The sequence below is a fragment of the Flavobacterium sp. MEB061 genome, assembly GCF_000834715.1.
In the GTDB taxonomy this organism is placed as follows: Bacteria; Bacteroidota; Bacteroidia; order Flavobacteriales; family Flavobacteriaceae; genus Flavobacterium; species Flavobacterium pectinovorum.
Genome location: NZ_JXQR01000007.1, coordinates 29525 through 47913, shown reverse-complemented (window position 1 = coordinate 47913; position 18389 = coordinate 29525). Strand labels below are relative to the sequence as shown.

Below are 18389 nucleotides of genomic sequence, written 5' to 3'. Positions count from 1 at the left end.
CACATTAAAAATGAGCGGCTTTAATACCCATTTTTATGGAAACTAAATTCCTTTTAAATTTTTAAAATTATAATTCACATTTGAATCGTATCTTTGAGGCTCGTTAATCAGAATTTCATTTATGCACGATATTAGTCAGTACCAGGATTTTTTTATTACTTATTTAGAAAGCCAGAGCATTACCAAAGAACCCAAAAACCTTTACGAACCTATTGAATACATTTTAGGTCTTGGCGGAAAACGCATGCGTCCTGTACTAACCTTAATGGCGGCAGAAGTATTTAATACTGATTATAAAATCGCACTTCCGGCGGCAATGGCGGTTGAAGTTTTTCATAATTTCTCGCTGGTTCACGATGACATTATGGATGATGCGCCTTTAAGAAGAGGTAAAGTAACCGTACACGAAAAATGGAATATTAATACCGGGATTTTATCCGGAGATGCCATGCTTATCCTGGCATATCAGTATTTTGAACAATACGAACCAACCGTTTTTAGGGATTTGGCAAAATTATTTAGCAAAACAGCTCTTGAAGTTTGCGAAGGACAGCAATGGGATGTTGATTTTGAAGAAAGAAACAATGTAACGATTCCCGAATATCTAAAAATGATCGAATATAAAACAGCTGTTTTAGTTGCCGCAGCCATGAAAATGGGTGCAATTGTAGCGAAAACTTCTGAAAAAGAAGCCGATTTAATTTATGATTTTGGACTCAATTTAGGTTTAGCTTTTCAATTACAAGATGACTATTTGGATGCTTTTGGAGATCCTAAAACTTTTGGAAAACAAGTTGGCGGCGATATTATCGTAAATAAAAAAACGTATTTATATCTAAAAGCTTTAGAATTTTCTTCTGCTGAAAAAGCAGCAGAATTACAACAGTTATTCGGATTGCAGTTAGACGATAATACAGCAAAGATAGAAACTGCAAAAGCAATTTTCAACGAATCCGGAGCATCAAAAGCTACTCAGGAAGCAATTGAAATGTATACTTTTAAAGCTTTTGAAACTTTAGAAAAAATGGAAATCAACGCTGAAAAGAAAGGTATTCTTAGAACTTTTGGCGAGAATTTAATGGGAAGAAAAGTTTAAAATTTTATGCCACAGATTAAAGGATTAAAAAAGATTAATCAGTGAAAATCTTTTAATCTGTGGCTATTTTTTGCGCATAGTAAACCCGACAGGTTTTGAAAACCTGTCGGGTTTGTCATTTTAGAAAACTATAAAAAAAGTCGAAGGCTAGTTTATCCAAAAAGTTCATCCGGATCAACTAAATCCGATAATTTTTGTTTTAGATCTTCTTTTAAAATCGTTAATCCATATTGATAAGAAGCGTTCATCCAGCCGAAACCTTCTTCTGTTATATAATTAAACTCCGTTCCTACGTTTCCGTATTCTGCGAAAATTTTGTGTGAACTTATCGATAAATCAAACTTTTCGGGAATTGTTCCGTTATAATCTACGGCATTTCTGGTAATCAGCCAAAGCCATCGATACACCATTTCCTGCGTTTCTTCCTGAAAATTATAATTCAGCAAACCTTCCCACAAAAGCATTTGATGCGGTGCCCAGCCAAACGGATAATCCCATTGGCGTATTGGCGAATTTTCGTCTACGGCAGCAATAGATTCTTTGGTACTTCCGGCAATTCCGCCTTTCATTTTAAATTTTGGAAGCGTGTTTTTTACCAGAATTTCAGCTTGTTCCGGCGTACTTATTTTCGCCCAAAGGGGATAAAACGTCGGGGCAGCTTCAAAAACATGTTGTTTTTCATTCACAAAATCGTAATCAAAATAGATTCCGTTTTCCTCATTCCAACACATTTTGTTGATTTTCTCTTTTCTCGAAGACGCTTTCGAAATCCAATATTCACTCGAAAAAGATTTGTCTTCAAAATATTGAAATTCATTTTTAAAATATTTCTCAATCAAAAAAGCAATATCCGTTTCGTATTTATAAAGCAGGCTATTAATCGCAACCGTATTTAAATTGGCACAAATTCCGACCAATCTGTTTGTGGTATCGTGGCCGCTTTCACGCATGCTTCGATCGTGAATAAAATATTTATCGAGTTCAGCATCAACAACTTCTCTTTCGAGATATTTTTTTTCGAATTCTCGCGTTGAGAGATTATATTTTGGCGCATATTCTTCCAGAATATCATCAAAATGCCCTTCTTCAACCTCAAACGGAAGCCCAATTCCTTCTGCTTTATAACGATTTAATCCATTTGCTGTAAGTCGTTTTCCTTCTTCCATCCAAACAGTTTGATATTCTTTTATGGCGGTTTTTAAATGTCTTTCTATCCAGAAAATATCCGGATTTGACTTTTCTAAAACATCCATTATTAAAGACGTATAAAGCGGCGGCTGCGTGCGGGTTAAATAATAACTTCGATTGGCATTTAGAATTTTTCCGTAATGATCGATTTGATATTTAAAGTTTTCGGCAATACCCAAAGCAAGCTCTATCTTGTCATCAATCAAAAGTCCTTTGGCAATAAAATAACTGTCCCAACCGTACATTTCGTTAAATCTTCCGCCGGGAACAACGAAAGGAACTCCGGAAATTTCATTGTTTTTTATTTGAAGTGCTAATGCTAAAATTCCCGGTTTTTTGTTCAGTGATAAAACATATTCCGGAGAGATATTTTTTGGCATTTGCACCACTTTTAACTTTGGTGTTGTGGCTTCTAATTTTTTGAAATAATCAAAAACAATTTCATCACCAAACGGCACATACAAATACGCGATTTCATTTTCGATTTTATCGTCTTCCAGAATTTTCTTTACACCAATGGCATCAATAGTTCTGGTGAGACCTTTCCAGTATAAATCTTTTATTTTTCGTGAAATTCTTTTTACAGGATCTTCGGTAATTTCATTCAGATCTATTTCGGCGAATTCAACGTTTTCTTTTTTGGCTAAAGCCAATTCCTGTAACAAATTCGAAAGCTGATAAGTTCCTTTAATTTCTGCTGAATTTCCGTTTTCATCATTCAGCAAAAAACTTTTTGGACCGTTATCATCAATCGTTATTTTTTTATCGCCGTCAGTATCTTCCTGAGCCAATAATTTTTCGATGGTTTGGGTTATATGTAATTTAAATTTCATCTTTTGCAGTTATTTTTTTAAGAATAAAAAAGGAAATCAGTAATAAAGTCATCGGGATTAATGTAAAATAAAATGCTTTTTCAGGCCCTTCATTTTTAAACAGCCAGCCTGTAATTCTGGATCCTAAAGTTCCGCCAAGTGCAGAAAAAATCACAATTAATCCCGTCATGGAACTTTGCAGATTTTTAGGCAAAGCGCTCAAAACAATCGAATTTAATAACGGATAAATAGGCGCAATAAATAATCCTATTAACGGAAAAGCAAAACCAATTAACGGAATATCTGAAAATGTATTGATGTTTTTCACTTCTAATCCAACGGTTTTTGGAAGTACAAAAATGACCAACAACATCGCCGAAATAATGCAGAAACTCAAAACCCAAATCCAGTTTACTTTTTTGGTTACAATGCCGGCAATTAATCTTCCAATTGCTAATGAAATGGCCAAAATACTAGCCATCATAATGCTGATATTCTCTGGTAAATGAAGCACTTTTGTATTGAATGTTGGTAACCACGAAAGAATTCCCTGCTCAATCATGACAAACAAAAACACGCTGATTACAAAAATAACGGTCAGCAATTTTGCCATTAATTTAAACATTTGCAAAAAATCATCTTTGAGATTTACTCCAGCTGAAACTTCGGCTTCTTCAAATTTTACAAAGAATAAAAACAAGAACGAAAGCAGTGATAATCCTGCCAAAAACCAATACACATTCAACCACGAATTCGGATCATTTTCGTTATTAAAAGCGGGAAATAAAAAATACGCCAAAGCAATTCCCACCATAAAAAAACCTTCAATGCTGCTCATTAAAGCATTGTGTTCTTTTTTGGTTTCGGTCACGGTTCCTATCAACGAATAAACAGAAACTTTGATCAAAGCAAATGAAACTCCAACGGTGGCAAAAAGGATTTTAGCATTGTCAAATGAATTTCCAAAATACATCGAAATACAAGCCAAGGTCACCAAAGCCAAACCTGTAAGCATCGCTTTTCTATAGCCAATTCTTGGTAAAAAAGAAGCTATAAAAAAAGATACAATTGCAATTGGCATGTCTTTAAAAGCTTCTAAAATACTGGCCTGAACCTCATCGACTCCGTAGTTTTTTTGCGATTTTAAAATCACAATTCCTACGCTGTTTAATAAAATAGCAAAGACAAAATAATTAAGGTAAAGCGAGATTTTAATTCCTATGTTTTTCATTTGTTTTTATTTGCTTTGCTTTGTGGTTACGGTGCGGAGACGCACTGCTGTGCGTCTCTACAAATACCGTATGTATATTTTTTACGTTGAATTAAAAATTAACCGCTACAGAAAATCTAAAGGCGCGTCCTAAAATTGGTCTTGCCATAAATACATCGCTTGCTGCAGATGTTGTTTGTCTTGGATCTCCTTCGGTTAAACCAATTTCGTTAAATAAATTCGAAGCATCAACAGCAAAACGAAGATTGTTATAGGTATAATTTAAACCTGCTCCAACTTCTTTGTAAGCTGGTAAAACTTGTCTGTTATCCTGATTCGTGAATTTTTTATCGTAATATGAAAACTGAACATAAGCTGTAAAATCTTTTGTGATATCAACTTCTGGTCTTAAGTTACAGAAAAATTTAGGAATTCTTCTGGCTGTGTTTCCGTTAAAATCAAAAGTCGAACCGTCTGCATTTGTTCCGGTGAAATTATCATATTCCGGTTTTTGAACGGTAAATGTAAAGTTCAGTTTTACAAATTCATATCTGGCGTTTGTTTCAACTTCAAGTCCAATATTGTTTACGTCGGCAAATTTATTTTCTGAAGATCCATCAGATAAAATATCTGTGAAAGCCACATTTTTTAAATTCATATGAAACAAATTCGCATTTACAGAGAAGAAAGAACCTGAATATTTATAACCCAATTCGAATTGATTTACTTCTGTATTTTCCAGTTTGCTTAAATCGGCTGCATTGTCATAAAATGATTCTTCAATTGGCGATCTAAAACCATGGCTGTAACGAACATACGAAGCCATATTGTCGTTGAATTTGTAGTTTCCAGCCGCAGTATACGACCATTCGCTTACATCATATCTCCAATAAGTATACGGATTTCCTTTTACCGTTGTCACCGCATCATCTGCCGTATTGTTGTCTAAAATTCCTAAATCTTCGGCAAAAAATCTAGCGTTGTCTCTGTATCCTGAATATTTGTCTTTGTTGTATCTTAAACCTGCGTTGAAAGTCAAATTATCTGTTGCTTTAATTTCAGCATCGGCATAAATATCATTCAAAAGTCCTTTGGTTTGCGCATCTCTTTCCAACCATGTAATTCTTTCTACACCGTTAAAAGTATGTTCAACTCCGGTTGTATTATCGGTTACATTTAATAATCTTGGATTGTCTGAGACACTTACTAAATACGAATTCCAATTCCAGTATTGATTTGATTTCCAGTTTGAATAATAATAACCTGCTGTTAATTGTACAGGATCCAGATCAAATGTAAAAGAGAAATTATTCGCAAAGTTGTTCATCTTTTTCTCAATGTGCCAAAGATCTGCTCTCATAATCAAAGCATTTGGATCTAAAGCCGCGCCATTATCTACATAAGAATAAGCAAGGTTTCCGGCAGTAGTGTTTTGAATATCTGTTGCATAAGCATCTTGTGTCCAGGGTCCGCCGTTTGGAAAAATAGCGTTGTAGTTCAAGTCAATTGAAGTTTGTTTGAAGGCATTTTTGAAAGTTACTTTCTCAGAGATTTTCTTTTTAAACTCCGCTCCAATCGAGTTGATTACCGGATGAGAACCATCTTCTAAATCTGCACTAAAAGTTCCTCCTCCATATTGAGGCACGTTTAAATGACTGAAATTTACTGATGTCAACGTTCCGTAATTTGGATTAAATCCATCGATTCCTTCAATTTTTCCGTTATTGCTTTTTAGCGGAATTGGTAAATAGAACGTATTTCTGTCGTCAAGATGTTTAAAGTTTATTCTCAAATAATCGCTGTCATCAAATTTATAGGTAATGTTTCCTTTTATTTGTCCGCCTTTGTTTGCTGTAAAACCAGTATTTCTTACACCATTATCGGCTCTGTAAAATCCTCCAACATTAAAAAATAATTTATCCTGAATTAAAGCACCAGATAAATTAAGATCTGTTCTGAACATTCCGTAATCTGAAGTCGTGAATTTGGCTCTTCCCATAAATTCATTCTGACCCGTTTTCGAAATAAAATTGATAATTCCACCCGGAGCATTGTTGGCAAAAATTGATGCAGAACCTCCACGAACGGCTTCCATTTTGCTTACTGTTTCGTCTAATCTGTAAAAAGTATCTGCGTTGGCAAATTGTAGTGCGCCATCTTCAAAAACCGGCAAACCATCTTCCTGAATTTGTACATATTCATACGCTCCGGCAGACGGAATTCCTCTTGCAAAAAGGTTATTTCCTATTTCTCCTCCAGAAGCTTCCACCACAAATCCGGGAATCGTCTGCAATAAAGCTGCTGTGCTTGACGGCGCTCTGTCTTCGATTGCTTTTGCGCCCATTGTAGTAATGGCAACGCTCGATTCTAGTTTAGATCTTGGAGTTGACGATCCTGTAACCACAACTTCCTTAAGGTTTTGCGATTCACCTTCCAACAATAAATTTACTTGTAAAGACTCGCCTTCTTTTACTGTAATTGCTTTTGTATAGGTTTTGTAACCCACATTTGTAGCTTCTACAATATAATTTCCTGCGATAACATCAGAGAAAACATAAGCACCGTTTTCATCTGTAATTGTATTTTTTCCCGTGTCTTTTAAAGATACGTTTGCCCCCGGAACGGTTTGTCCCGTTTCGTCTAAAACTTTCCCGGAAACTGTATTTTTTGCCTGAGCAAATACATTATTTGGAGCAAAAATCAAGCACAATAATAAAAATAGTATGCTTAAATACGAATGTTGCTGTTTCATGATTTTTTGGTTTGGTTAGTAAAGTTTTTATTTATTGAATGTAAACTTAATTACTATTTAACTTCAATTTCAGAATTCGGAATCGAAAACGTTTTCGAAATGACCTAAAACGTTTTCGGAAGTTAATATTTTACCAATACATTTTATTTTTAGTACATTTATTTCATGAATGACACAAAACTAATTGATATTGCTTCGGCATTAGGAATTTCAGTCACAACGGTTTCAAAAGCGCTAAAAGGATATACCGATATCAGTAAATCGACGCGTGCAAAAGTGATCGAAATGGCCGAAACGATGAATTATATTCCTAATTCTGTCGCTGTAAATCTTCGAACCAACGAGACCAAAACGATTGGTGTGATCATTCCTGCAACGGTTCATCACTTTTTTTCCAGTGTTTTGAATGGTATTTTGGAAGAAGCTGAAAAAAGAGGTTATCTGGTTATTATTTTACAATCAAACGAAAAGTATGAACTGGAGAAAAAACAGCTTGCCTTATTGATTCAGAAACGTGTTGATGGTGTTTTAATGTCACTTTCGAATGAAACAGACGATTTCTCTCATATTAATGAAGCCATTCGAAAAAATACTCCGGTTGTTTTATTTGATAAAATTGCCAAAAGAGTAGATTGTTCAAAAGTGGTTATCAACGATGCAAAAGCGGCTTTTGATGCTGTTTCGTATCTTATTAATAAAGGTTTCAAAAAAATCGCGCATTTCAGAGGTTCGTATGTCCCTCAAAATTCTATCGATCGCTTTTTAGGTTATAAAAGAGCGCTTGAAGCGCACGGAATTGAGTACGATTCTAAGTTGGTTTATGTTTGCGATAATAATACCGATTTTGAAGACGGTTACGAAAATGCCCAGAAAATCATGAACGAGCATCCCGATATCGACGCTATTTTTGCGATTACGGATTTGGTCGCAATCGGAATTATTAAATATTTTAATGAAGCCGGAATAAAAACACCGGATCAGGTGGCTGTTTTCGGGTTTAGTAATTGGTTTATGAGTACGGTTATTTCACCTAAATTAACCACAATTGATCAGCCCGGATTTGAAATGGGACACACCGCGGTTTCTATTTTAATTGATGAAATTGCCGACATAAAAGAACATCGACCGGTTACGCATCAAATTATAGAACTTCCAACAAGAATCATAGAACGAGAATCGACTGTTAAATGATTTTTTAGTTTTAACTTTGCTTCAACTTTAAAAAGCATCAATGTTTCCGATTCCTGAAAATACCGATATTTTATTGGCTGATGCCGAAAATGGAAATTTATATTTAAGTTTGATTGAACAAATCAATAAGGATTTTAATCTGGCGAATGAAGGAATCGATTTTCCGCTAAGTATTTCTCCGGAAGAATTAAAAATTCAACTTCACGAAAAAATCTACCGAATGATTCAGTACAAATTTGCTGAATATTTGAATCTCCTTTATATCATCGATGTTTCTGAAATCGAAATCAAAAAACTCGATGGTTCTGATTTGGTGATTTTGGCTGAACAGGTTTCTTTTTTGATTTTAAAAAGAGAATGGCAGAAGGTTTGGTTTCGGAATCATTACAGATAAGGTTCTGAGATGCTAAGATTTTTTACTCAATATTATTTTGCAATTTCGACTTTTAAAATATTATGATTCGTTTTTTCAAAAGTTATTCTAACATTTAAACCATCTTTAAATACTCCATTATTGGTTTTGGTGAATCTATTAAAACGGCCAAGTAGCGCATCTTCATATTGAAATTCAATTGAATCAACTTTAAAACTTTCAACGGTTACATTTCCTCTTCGAGAAACTGGTTCAAAACTTTTAAAATCAGAAATTTTTCCCTCAACTTTTGAAACATATGACGAATGAAGAAGTTTTTGTATTCTCTCTTCTGAATAATCTATTGTCCAAAATTTTAAATAAAAAAACATAACAATTGAAAATGAAAAAACAATTCCTAATAACCATAGCAATATTGATTTTTCGTAATCCCCATTATTCTTTTTATATTTTTTGGTAATAATCCAGATTATTAAAGATATAATACTAATCCAAAGGAAAACTTCAAAAGATTTGATAGAATTTGTTGGCAAGTCCGAAATAGACCAATAAGTATGATAATTCATGTAATCTATTTTCCGTAATTTAAAAACCTTAGCAACTTAGTATCTCAGAACCTTAGTACCTAAAAATTAAAAATAAACCCTCACAAAAGGCATAAATCCGGATCCATAAAGACTTTTATCCGGATCATATAATACGTCGTATCGGGCGCCGATTGTCACATTTCCTGTTCTGTAACCAGCTCCAAGATATAAAGCGGTATTCCAATAACTATCAGAAAAAGCAGGTCCGTTGACGTTGGCTTCATATCTTGTATCCACTCTTACTTGTTCTAATTCTGCCGACAATTGAACTTCGGGAATTGGGTTTACAAGCGTAATTAAACTTCCGCCATAAACATAAGATTCATAATAGTTTTTTGAAGATAAATAACCAAATTGCAAACCAACTCCAACGGCAACAATTTCGTTAACATTGTAAATGGCACTTGGCATAACCGAAATATCAGTATATCCTGAACCAATTCCCAGACCAAGTCCGCCACCAAATTGAACTTTATCCCAAAAATTAGTAGTACTATCTACTGCTGAAATTTCCTGTGCCATTGAATAACTTGAAAACAAGACTGTCAAAATCACAAATAATGATTTGAAAACGTTTGAAATTTGATTTTTATTCATAGGTTAACACTATTTTTAACAAATTTTTACGTAAAAGTAAGCAAAAAAACGATTTAAATAAATGTGATTGTTGTACTTTTGCCATTCTATTTAACAAAAAGTATATTCACTAATATTATGGATAGGTTTTCATTTTTAAATGCAGCACATACAGAGTTTTTTGCACAATTATACGATCAATATTTAGTAAACCCAGACAGCGTTGAGCCTAGCTGGAGAAGTTTTTTTCAAGGTTTCGACTTTGGAATGACTACTTATAATGACGAAAATCCGGTGCAGCAAATCGTTGAGTACGTGACTAGCCCCAACACAGATTACAGTCAGGTTTCAGAAAAACTGCAAAAAGAATTCAACGTACTAAAATTAATCGATGGTTACCGTACACGTGGTCATTTGTTTACCAAAACAAATCCGGTTCGTGATCGTAGAACGTCATCTCCAACTTTAGATATCGAAAATTTCGGCTTAACATCTGCCGATCTTTCAACGGTTTTTGATGCAGCTCAGACTATCGGAATCCCGCCTTCATCACTAGAAGCTATCGTAAATCGTCTTAAAGCTATTTACTGCCAGCATATTGGTATTGAATATATGTACATCAGAAATCCTGGTGTTGTAAAATGGATTCAGGAAAAACTGGCTGTTAATGTTAACCAGCCTAATTTTTCTACAGAAGAAAAGAAAATAATCTTAAATAAATTAAACGAAGCCGTTTCTTTCGAAAACTTCCTTCATACTAAATATGTGGGTCAAAAACGTTTTTCATTAGAAGGTGGAGAATCTATCATTCCGGCTCTTGACGCTTTAATCGAGCAAGCTGCTGAAAAAGGTGTTGAACAATTCGTAATGGGAATGGCTCACCGTGGTCGTTTGAACGTTTTGGCAAACATCTTCGGAAAATCTACTCAGGATATTTTTGGTGAGTTTGACGGTAAAGATTACGATCAGGAATATTTTGATGGAGACGTAAAATACCACTTAGGTCTTACGGCTGACAAAAAAACAAGATCAGGAAAAAACATCAATATCAATTTAGCACCAAACCCTTCTCACCTTGAAACGGTTGGAGCTGTAATTGAAGGAATTACAAGAGCAAAACAAGATAAATATTATGCTGACGATTTCTCTAAAGTATTACCTATCGCCGTTCACGGAGATGCTGCAATTGCAGGACAAGGTATCTTATATGAAATCATTCAGATGGCACAGCTTGACGGTTACAAAACCGGAGGAACAATTCATATCGTAATTAATAATCAGGTTGGTTTTACAACCAATTATTTAGACGCACGTTCTTCTACTTATTGTACAGATGTTGCCAAAGTAACGCTTTCACCGGTATTACACGTAAATGCTGATGATGCTGAAGCTGTTGTACATGCTATGTCTTTTGCATTAGACTACAGAATGCAATTTGGACGTGACGTATTTATCGATTTATTAGGATATAGAAAATACGGTCATAACGAAGGTGATGAACCTCGTTTTACGCAACCAGTATTATATAAAATCATCGCAAAACATAAAAATCCAAGAGATATTTATGCTGAAAAATTATTGTCTGACGGCGTAATCGATGCCTCTTATGTTAATGCTTTAGAAAAAGAATACAAATCTGATTTAGAGCAGAATTTAGAAGCTTCCCGTAAAAAAGATTTGACTATTATAACGCCATTCATGAAAAACGAATGGGATGGATTTGTTCAGGTAACTGATACTCAAATGCTTCAAAAAGTTGACACTACTTTTGATAAAAAAGGATTAGATTCTATCATCAAAACAATTTCAACATTACCGGAAGTCAAAAAGTTCATCAACAAAATAACAAAAATTGTTACGGACAGAAAAGCTGGATACGACAATAATACTATTGATTGGGGAACTGCAGAAGCACTTGCTTACGGTTCACTTTTAACAGAAGGATTTGATGTTCGTATTTCTGGTCAGGATGTTGAGCGTGGTACTTTCTCTCACCGTCATGCTGTTGTAAAAGTGGAAGATTCTGAAGAAGAAGTAATCTTATTAGATGCAATCGAAAACAAAAAAGGAAAATTCGGTGTATTCAATTCACTTTTATCTGAATACGGTGTTCTTGGTTTTGATTACGGATATGCATTAGCAAATCCAAACGCATTAACAATTTGGGAAGCACAATTTGGAGATTTCTCTAACGGAGCTCAAATTATGATTGACCAATATATTTCATGTGGTGAAGATAAATGGAACAACCAAAATGGTATTGTTTTATTATTACCTCACGGATATGAAGGACAAGGTGCAGAACACTCTTCTGCAAGAATGGAGCGTTATTTACAACTTTGTGCAAGACAAAACATGTATGTTGCAGATTGTACAACTCCAGCGAACTTCTTTCACTTGTTGAGAAGACAAATGAAAACAAATTTCCGTAAACCTTTGGTGGTTTTCTCTCCAAAAAGTTTATTGAGAGACCCAAGATGTGTGTCTACAGCTGAAGAATTAGCAACAGGAAGTTTCCAGGAAACAATTGATGATAATACAGTAGATAAAAAGAAAGTAAAAACTTTAGTTTTCTGTACTGGTAAATTCTATTATGACATCGTTGCAGAAAGAGAAATCAACGGAAGAAAAGACGTTGCCGTTGTTCGTATCGAGCAATTATTCCCATTGCCTGTTGAGCAATTAAAAGAAATCATTGCAAAATATCCAAATGCTGATGATTATGTTTGGGCTCAGGAAGAACCTAAAAACATGGGAGCTTACAGCTTTATGCTAATGAACTTTGATCTTGTAAAATGGAGATTGGCTTCATTAAAAGCTTATGCTGCTCCGGCTTCAGGAAGTTATACAAGAGCTAAACGTCGTCATGCAGATGCGATTAGAATGGTATTCGATAAAAATTTATTCAGATAAAAAATTAGTTTAACGTTTAAGACTTAAAGTTAGACCAAACACTTTGCGCCTTAAACAATATAAACCTTAAACAAAAACAAAGATGATTTTAGAAATGAAAGTCCCATCACCAGGGGAGTCAATAAAAGAAGTTGAAATTGCAACTTGGTTAGTAAAAGACGGAGATTATGTAGAAAAAGATCAAGCCATTGCTGAAGTTGATTCAGATAAAGCTACTCTTGAATTGCCTGCTGAAATGAGCGGAATTATTACGTTAAAAGCTGAAGAAGGTGATACAGTTGCAGTAGGAGCTGTCGTTTGTTTAATTGATACAGATGCAGCAAAACCTGCAGGTGACGCAGCAGCTCCGGCGGCTGAAGCACCAAAAACTGAGGCTCCGAAAGCTGAAGTAAAAGCTGAAGCGCCAAAAGCGGCTCCAGTACAGGCTCCGGCAGCTACAAGTTATGCAGCTGGAACTCCATCTCCTGCAGCAAGAAAAATATTAGACGAAAAAAATATAGCACCTGCAACAGTTTCAGGAACTGGTAAAGGTGGAAGAATCACTAAAGATGATGCTGTAAATGCAGTACCTTCTATGGGAACTCCAACTGGTGGAAGCCGTGGAAGTGAGCGTACAAAATTATCAATGTTACGTCGTAAAGTAGCAGAAAGATTGGTTTCGGCTAAAAACGAAACTGCTATGCTTACTACTTTCAACGAAGTAAACATGACGCCAATCAACCAAATTCGTAATGAATACAAAGATGCATTCAAAGCAAAACATGGTGGTTTAGGCTTAGGTTTTATGTCATTCTTTACAAAAGCAGTTACAAGAGCTTTACAATTATATCCGGATGTTAACTCAATGATGGATGGTGACTACAAAATCGCTTATGATTTTGCTGATATCTCTATCGCAGTTTCAGGACCAAAAGGATTAATGGTTCCTGTTGTTCGTAATGCTGAATTATTAACTTTCCGCGGAATTGAAGCTGAAATTAAAAGATTAGCACTTAGAGCTCGTGACGGTCAAATTACTGTTGATGATATGACAGGTGGAACTTTCACGATTACAAACGGTGGTGTTTTCGGATCTATGTTATCTACACCAATCATCAACCCTCCTCAGTCAGGAATTTTAGGAATGCACAACATTATCGAGCGTCCGATTGCTGTAAACGGTAAAGTTGAAATTCATCCAATGATGTATGTTGCTCTTTCTTATGACCACAGAATTATTGACGGACGTGAGTCTGTTGGTTTCTTAGTGGCTGTAAAAGAAGCTTTAGAAAACCCATTAGAATTATTAATGAATGGCGATGCTAAACGTGCTTTAGAATTGTAATATTTAATAATTTTCAATTTATATCAAAAACCTGCTCTTTAATTTGAGCAGGTTTTTTTTATGTTTTAAATTATTTCAAGAATCTTACTTAGAATAAATAAAAATAATTTGCTTTGTTTGGATTCTTAACTTAGATTTGCGCTATTAAAATCTATTCTAAATAACCTCTGGTTTTTTAAATCATTAAGAATTATGATAACAATAGCAAGTCTTATCGTTTTTTTAGCTTTTTATACTTTGTACTACACCTCAAAAAGAGCGGCTTTATCGTATGATTTAGGTTTTGAAAAATGGATGAAGAACAATCCGAAGCAAACCAAAATCACGGGTCTGGGTTTACTTTTAACTGCTTATGCATTTTGGTTATTTACCCAATCTTTAGGCTGCGGAACTTTAATGTTCTTTATTCAGTTAATGACAATTGGAAGTTTGATTATCATTTTAACTCCATTGAAAAAAGTAAGTTCTAAAGCACTATTGGCATTATTTGTAATTGTTGCGTTATTAGAAATCTATTACAACTAAACATTCCTCACTTATATGCCCGCAAATCCTAAATATTTAACCCAATCTAAGTGGCAACGATTTGCCAAAATCACAGCTGCTATTTTAGGTGGCTATTTTGTTTCTGTCACTTTTCATCTGGCTTTGGCATCCTGGTTTAATCGCGCCAATGTTTTAATGACAATGGCTTTTAGCGGTTTCATACTTTGGGTAGCACTTATGGTAGTTGCCTTTTTAGCAAAAAGCGGATGGAAAATCTGGGGAATTTACATACTTCTTACCTTAGTTTTTTCTCTTTTTATTTATTTGGGTCAAACCTATAATCCAACGGCACAATAACATGAGTAACCGTAATTACAATATCTATTTTCATACACATACCGTAAGCGGAATCGTTATTAGTGTAGTTCTTTTTGTGATTTTCTTCGCAGGATCTTTTTCTTTTTTTAGAGATGAAATCATCAATTGGGAAAGAAGCGAATCTACTTCAAATACAAAAGAAATTCAATTAAACTACAGCACAGCTTTAGATACACTTGACAAAAAATATGTTTTACACGGAAGAAACATTACGATTTCTAAACCAAGTACCGAAAGAAGAGTTGCCATTTATTTAGAAGGTACCAAAGATACTTTGGCTCCAGCCAAACAAAAAGAGGGAACATTTTTTTATCTGGATACTCAAAATTACAAGTCATTCACTTATGAAGAATCTTATTCTTTAGGTGAATTTTTATACCGTTTGCACTTTTTAGCGCAAGTACCTTACCCAGTTGGATATTATCTTTCAGGATTTATTGCTTTATTCTTTCTATTTGCAATTATAACGGGTGTTTTATTACATTGGAAAAAAATTGTATCCAACTTTTATGTTTTCCGCCCAAAGGAAAAATTAAAAACATTGTGGACAGATGCGCACACGGCATTAGGAATGATTGGTTTGCCTTTTCAGTTTGTATATGCCGTAACAGGAGCTTTCTTTATGATTAAGCTTTTGATCGTTGCTCCGGCTGTAATGGCTTTGTATAAAGGCGATCAGGATAAATTATATAAGGAATTAGAATATAAAGACCCTGAGTATAAATTTGATAATAAAAAATTAGCAACTCCTTTTAATATCGATCAGTTGGTTGCAAAAGCAAAAAGCAATTGGTCAGATTTTGAAATTACACGTGTTTTCATCCAAAATTATGGTGATGCGAATATGCATCTTGTTGTAGAAGGTGAAATGCCACACGATAAAAAATTCACAGGAGTTGGAAAAGTAGTTTACCGTATCGCTGACGGAAAAGAAATCGCCAGAAAAAATCCTATTACGCAAAATAATTATTTGGATGTTGTAAAAAACGTATTGTACCGAATTCATTATGGTGATTATGGAGGTTATCCATTAAAAATTGTGAGTTTCATTTTAGGAATTATCACTTGTTTTGTAATCATTTCAGGTGTTATGATTTGGTTGGTTGCAAGACAAAAAAACAATATGCCCGAAAAGAAAAGACGTTTCAATGCAGCTGTTGTCCGCATTTATCTGGCTATTTGTTTAAGTATGTACCCTATAACTGCCTTGGCTTTTATTGCTGCTAAAGTTTTTCATCCATTAAGTCAATCTAATTTATTTACACTTTATTTTGGCGGATGGCTGTTGCTTGCGGTCTTTTTTATCATTAAAAAAAATGATGACTTCACGAATAAATTTTGTTTGATTTCAGGAAGTATTTTAGGATTTTTAATTCCAATTGCAAATGGAATTGTTTCCGGAGATTGGTTTTGGAATTCTTTTATACAAAATCATATTCAGGTTTTTGTTATAGATGTTTTTTGGATTGTTCTTGCCTCGATATCACTTTATGTTGCTTATCATTTAAAACCTAAAACTGTCACAAAAAACTAAAAACACTACAAATTATTTGCCCCTTATGGATTAACCGTATACATTTACGCTTTTATTCAAAATGGGATTCAAAAAGAAAATACGTTTTATACACAAATGGCTCGGATTAATTTCCGGGCTTATTGTTTTTATTGTCAGCATTACCGGCTGTATTTTTTGTTTTCATGACGAAATAAAAGATATTACACGAAAAGAATGGCGTTTGGTAGAACCTCAAAACAAACCATTTTTAATGCCTTCGGTTCTACAGGAAAAAGCCAAAGCAATTCTTCCGAATTACAAATCAAGCATGGTTTCTTATTACGGAAAAAATCGATCTGCAATTGTTTATACATATTCTGACACAGGAAATTTATATCTGTACTTTAATCCATACACCGGAAAATATTTAAAAACAGAAAATCCGGAAACCGATTTTTTTATTATTGTCGAATACATTCATTTATACTTGCTTCTGCCCGATTATATTGGCAAACATATTGTTGGTGGCGCAACAATCATCTTTATTATTTTACTTATAACGGGAATAATTCAATGGTGGCCAAAACGAAAAAGTGATATTAAAAGAAGCTTCTCCGTAAAATGGTCGGCCAAATGGCGCCGTGTAAACTACGATTGGCACAATACATCGGGGTTTTACATTTCTATTATCGCTGTTATTATTGCTATTACAGGTTTAACTTTCACTTATGAATGGGTTGGTGACGGAATTTATAAAACTTTCAATTTTGGCGGAGATAAAGCTTTAGAAACAAAAGCACCAACAATAGACACAACAAAATTCAAAGCAAATAAAATGATCGCTACCGATCGTGCTTTTATGCAAACCATGAAGTTGCAGCCAACAGCCGAAATGTTTTATGTAACAACTCCGCAACAAAAAGGTGATATTATTAATACCGGAGCTTACCCGCATACTTTGCGATACGATCATCAAACGAATTACTATTTTCATCCTGAAAATGGAGAATTAATACAAAGCGAGCCTTACGATAAAAAAAGTTTAGGTTTACAGGTAGTCGAAATGAATTACGGAATTCACACCGGACAAATTTTAGATTTACCGGGAAAAATTATTGCTTTTACAGCAAGTTTAATTGCAGCAGCTTTGCCTGTAACGGGCTTTGTAATTTGGTACGGACGAAGAAAAAAGAGCTGTAAAAAATTGAAGGCATAAAAAAACCGCTTAATGCTAAATATTGTGGAGAAACATTAAAAATTTTACACTCCTTAATTATTTTTTAACGCAGAGAACACAAAGTTTTTTCGCAGAGTTCGCTAAGATGTAAGTTGTCTTTACACAATCGAAGTTCGCAAAGCTTTGTGAACTTTGTGTTTTTACTAAACTTAATATATTCAAAAAACTTTGCGTTCTCTGTGGTAATTTTTTTTCTCTCTCCAATCGTTTTCGTATTGATCCAAAAAAAAACCGCTCCTAAAAGCGGTTTTGTAAACTATAGTAGAAATTACCTTAGTTTCTATTTGCTAAAGCATTCTTTTGTAAATTTTTAACTGATGCTACCTGGCTGTTTTCAAAGGCCACTTCACAAAGATTATTCGCATTAAAGAAAATCCATTTTCCAGTTTTCATTCCGTTTGTGTATTCTCCAACGGCAAGTTTATTTCCTTTTTCGTCATAAGATACCCAAGCACCATCTAATTTACCATCTTTATAGAAACCTTCTTGTTGTACTCTGCCATTATCATAATAATAAGTAGCTTTTACTTTGTTTCCAACAGCTTCTAATTCTGGTTTTACCTCTTGTGCAACTAAAATTCCAGAGAACATCATTGCAACTAAAATCACACACTTTTTCATATCTTTAGGTTTTAATGTTATCAAATCGTTATCAAATATAATTAATTGTTTACATTAAACAAACTTTTACTTAACAATTTGGTAACATTGAATAAAAACTTAACATTGGAAATTATATACATACAAAAAAACCAGTGCTGAGGCACTGGT

15 protein-coding genes are annotated in these 18389 nt (G+C 34.3%); 9 read left to right on the top strand and 6 right to left on the bottom strand.

Annotated features, from left to right (window positions below):
* The first annotated feature begins 121 nt into the window (after nt 1-121).
* A complete protein-coding gene (locus RT99_RS03090; protein ID WP_042563273.1) occupies nt 122-1096 on the top strand; it encodes a polyprenyl synthetase family protein in 975 nt (324 codons plus the stop codon).
* A 152-nt stretch (nt 1097-1248) separates the two neighbouring features.
* Here the strand turns inward: RT99_RS03090 and RT99_RS03085 are convergent, their stop codons facing one another.
* From RT99_RS03085 to RT99_RS03075, 3 genes are all read right to left on the bottom strand, one after another.
* Entirely contained in the window at nt 1249-3117 is a 1869-nt protein-coding gene (locus RT99_RS03085; protein ID WP_042563272.1) for an alpha,alpha-trehalase, read from the bottom strand.
* Complete coding sequence (locus RT99_RS03080; RefSeq protein ID WP_042563271.1) at nt 3107-4327, bottom strand: sugar MFS transporter; 1221 nt, start codon at nt 4325-4327, stop codon at nt 3107-3109. Before RT99_RS03080 ends, RT99_RS03085 begins: the two co-directional genes overlap by 11 nt.
* A gap of 91 nt (nt 4328-4418) precedes the next feature.
* Nucleotides 4419-7058 (bottom strand): TonB-dependent receptor, encoded by a 2640-nt coding sequence (locus RT99_RS03075; RefSeq protein WP_042563270.1) that lies wholly within the window; start codon nt 7056-7058, stop codon nt 4419-4421.
* Nucleotides 7059-7223: 165 nt separating this feature from the next.
* Between RT99_RS03075 and RT99_RS03070 the strand changes: the two genes are divergently transcribed.
* The gene (locus tag RT99_RS03070) at nt 7224-8249 is read left to right on the top strand and encodes a LacI family DNA-binding transcriptional regulator (protein WP_042563269.1); all 1026 of its coding nucleotides are present in this window, start codon (nt 7224-7226) and stop codon (nt 8247-8249) included.
* Between the two features lie 40 nt (nt 8250-8289).
* Nucleotides 8290-8643, top strand: coding sequence for a hypothetical protein (locus RT99_RS03065; RefSeq protein ID WP_042563268.1), 354 nt, complete (start codon nt 8290-8292; stop codon nt 8641-8643).
* A gap of 32 nt (nt 8644-8675) precedes the next feature.
* Here RT99_RS03065 and RT99_RS03060 read toward each other — a convergent pair whose 3' ends face one another.
* Together RT99_RS03060 and RT99_RS03055 are read right to left on the bottom strand one after the other, a co-directional pair.
* The gene (locus tag RT99_RS03060) at nt 8676-9188 is read right to left on the bottom strand and encodes a hypothetical protein (protein WP_042563267.1); all 513 of its coding nucleotides are present in this window, start codon (nt 9186-9188) and stop codon (nt 8676-8678) included.
* Between the two features lie 66 nt (nt 9189-9254).
* On the bottom strand, nt 9255-9806 hold the full coding sequence (locus RT99_RS03055; protein WP_052483523.1) for a hypothetical protein: 552 nt from the start codon (nt 9804-9806) through the stop codon (nt 9255-9257).
* Nucleotides 9807-9923: 117 nt separating this feature from the next.
* On the opposite strand from RT99_RS03055, the gene RT99_RS03050 reads away from it, so the two are divergent.
* The 6 genes from RT99_RS03050 to RT99_RS03025 all read left to right on the top strand — a co-directional run bounded on the left by RT99_RS03050 (nt 9924) and on the right by RT99_RS03025 (nt 17597).
* The gene (locus tag RT99_RS03050; protein WP_042563266.1) at nt 9924-12698 is read left to right on the top strand and encodes a 2-oxoglutarate dehydrogenase E1 component; all 2775 of its coding nucleotides are present in this window, start codon (nt 9924-9926) and stop codon (nt 12696-12698) included.
* Nucleotides 12699-12780: 82 nt separating this feature from the next.
* Nucleotides 12781-14022, top strand: a complete 1242-nt coding sequence (odhB, locus tag RT99_RS03045) for a 2-oxoglutarate dehydrogenase complex dihydrolipoyllysine-residue succinyltransferase (protein WP_042563265.1) — start codon at nt 12781-12783, stop codon at nt 14020-14022.
* Nucleotides 14023-14214: 192 nt separating this feature from the next.
* Nucleotides 14215-14547 carry a hypothetical protein gene (locus RT99_RS03040; protein ID WP_042563264.1) on the top strand — a complete coding sequence of 111 codons (333 nt, stop codon included), beginning with the start codon at nt 14215-14217 and terminating at the stop codon, nt 14545-14547.
* Between the two features lie 15 nt (nt 14548-14562).
* Entirely contained in the window at nt 14563-14865 is a 303-nt protein-coding gene (locus RT99_RS03035) for a hypothetical protein (RefSeq protein ID WP_042563263.1), read from the top strand.
* Between the two features lies 1 nt (nt 14866).
* Nucleotides 14867-16420, top strand: coding sequence for a PepSY domain-containing protein (locus tag RT99_RS03030; RefSeq protein WP_042563262.1), 1554 nt, complete (start codon nt 14867-14869; stop codon nt 16418-16420).
* A 61-nt stretch (nt 16421-16481) separates the two neighbouring features.
* Nucleotides 16482-17597 (top strand): PepSY domain-containing protein, encoded by a 1116-nt coding sequence (locus tag RT99_RS03025; RefSeq protein ID WP_042563261.1) that lies wholly within the window; start codon nt 16482-16484, stop codon nt 17595-17597.
* A gap of 294 nt (nt 17598-17891) precedes the next feature.
* Here RT99_RS03025 and RT99_RS03020 read toward each other — a convergent pair whose 3' ends face one another.
* Complete coding sequence (locus RT99_RS03020) at nt 17892-18239, bottom strand: toxin-antitoxin system YwqK family antitoxin (protein ID WP_042563260.1); 348 nt, start codon at nt 18237-18239, stop codon at nt 17892-17894.
* Nucleotides 18240-18389 lie beyond the last annotated feature (150 nt).

Coding starts and splice junctions, on each gene's coding strand:
- RT99_RS03035 (WP_042563263.1), top strand. CDS start 14,563: ATGCCCGCAAATCCTAAATATTTAACCCAATCTAAGTGGCAACGATTT.
- RT99_RS03050 (WP_042563266.1), top strand. CDS start 9,924: ATGGATAGGTTTTCATTTTTAAATGCAGCACATACAGAGTTTTTTGCA.
- RT99_RS03055 (WP_052483523.1), bottom strand. CDS start 9,806: ATGAATAAAAATCAAATTTCAAACGTTTTCAAATCATTATTTGTGATT.
- RT99_RS03030 (WP_042563262.1), top strand. CDS start 14,867: ATGAGTAACCGTAATTACAATATCTATTTTCATACACATACCGTAAGC.
- RT99_RS03075 (WP_042563270.1), bottom strand. CDS start 7,058: ATGAAACAGCAACATTCGTATTTAAGCATACTATTTTTATTATTGTGC.
- RT99_RS03060 (WP_042563267.1), bottom strand. CDS start 9,188: ATGAATTATCATACTTATTGGTCTATTTCGGACTTGCCAACAAATTCT.
- RT99_RS03070 (WP_042563269.1), top strand. CDS start 7,224: ATGAATGACACAAAACTAATTGATATTGCTTCGGCATTAGGAATTTCA.
- RT99_RS03085 (WP_042563272.1), bottom strand. CDS start 3,117: ATGAAATTTAAATTACATATAACCCAAACCATCGAAAAATTATTGGCT.
- RT99_RS03025 (WP_042563261.1), top strand. CDS start 16,482: ATGGGATTCAAAAAGAAAATACGTTTTATACACAAATGGCTCGGATTA.
- RT99_RS03020 (WP_042563260.1), bottom strand. CDS start 18,239: ATGAAAAAGTGTGTGATTTTAGTTGCAATGATGTTCTCTGGAATTTTA.
- RT99_RS03090 (WP_042563273.1), top strand. CDS start 122: ATGCACGATATTAGTCAGTACCAGGATTTTTTTATTACTTATTTAGAA.
- RT99_RS03080 (WP_042563271.1), bottom strand. CDS start 4,327: ATGAAAAACATAGGAATTAAAATCTCGCTTTACCTTAATTATTTTGTC.
- RT99_RS03040 (WP_042563264.1), top strand. CDS start 14,215: ATGATAACAATAGCAAGTCTTATCGTTTTTTTAGCTTTTTATACTTTG.
- RT99_RS03065 (WP_042563268.1), top strand. CDS start 8,290: ATGTTTCCGATTCCTGAAAATACCGATATTTTATTGGCTGATGCCGAA.
- odhB (WP_042563265.1), top strand. CDS start 12,781: ATGATTTTAGAAATGAAAGTCCCATCACCAGGGGAGTCAATAAAAGAA.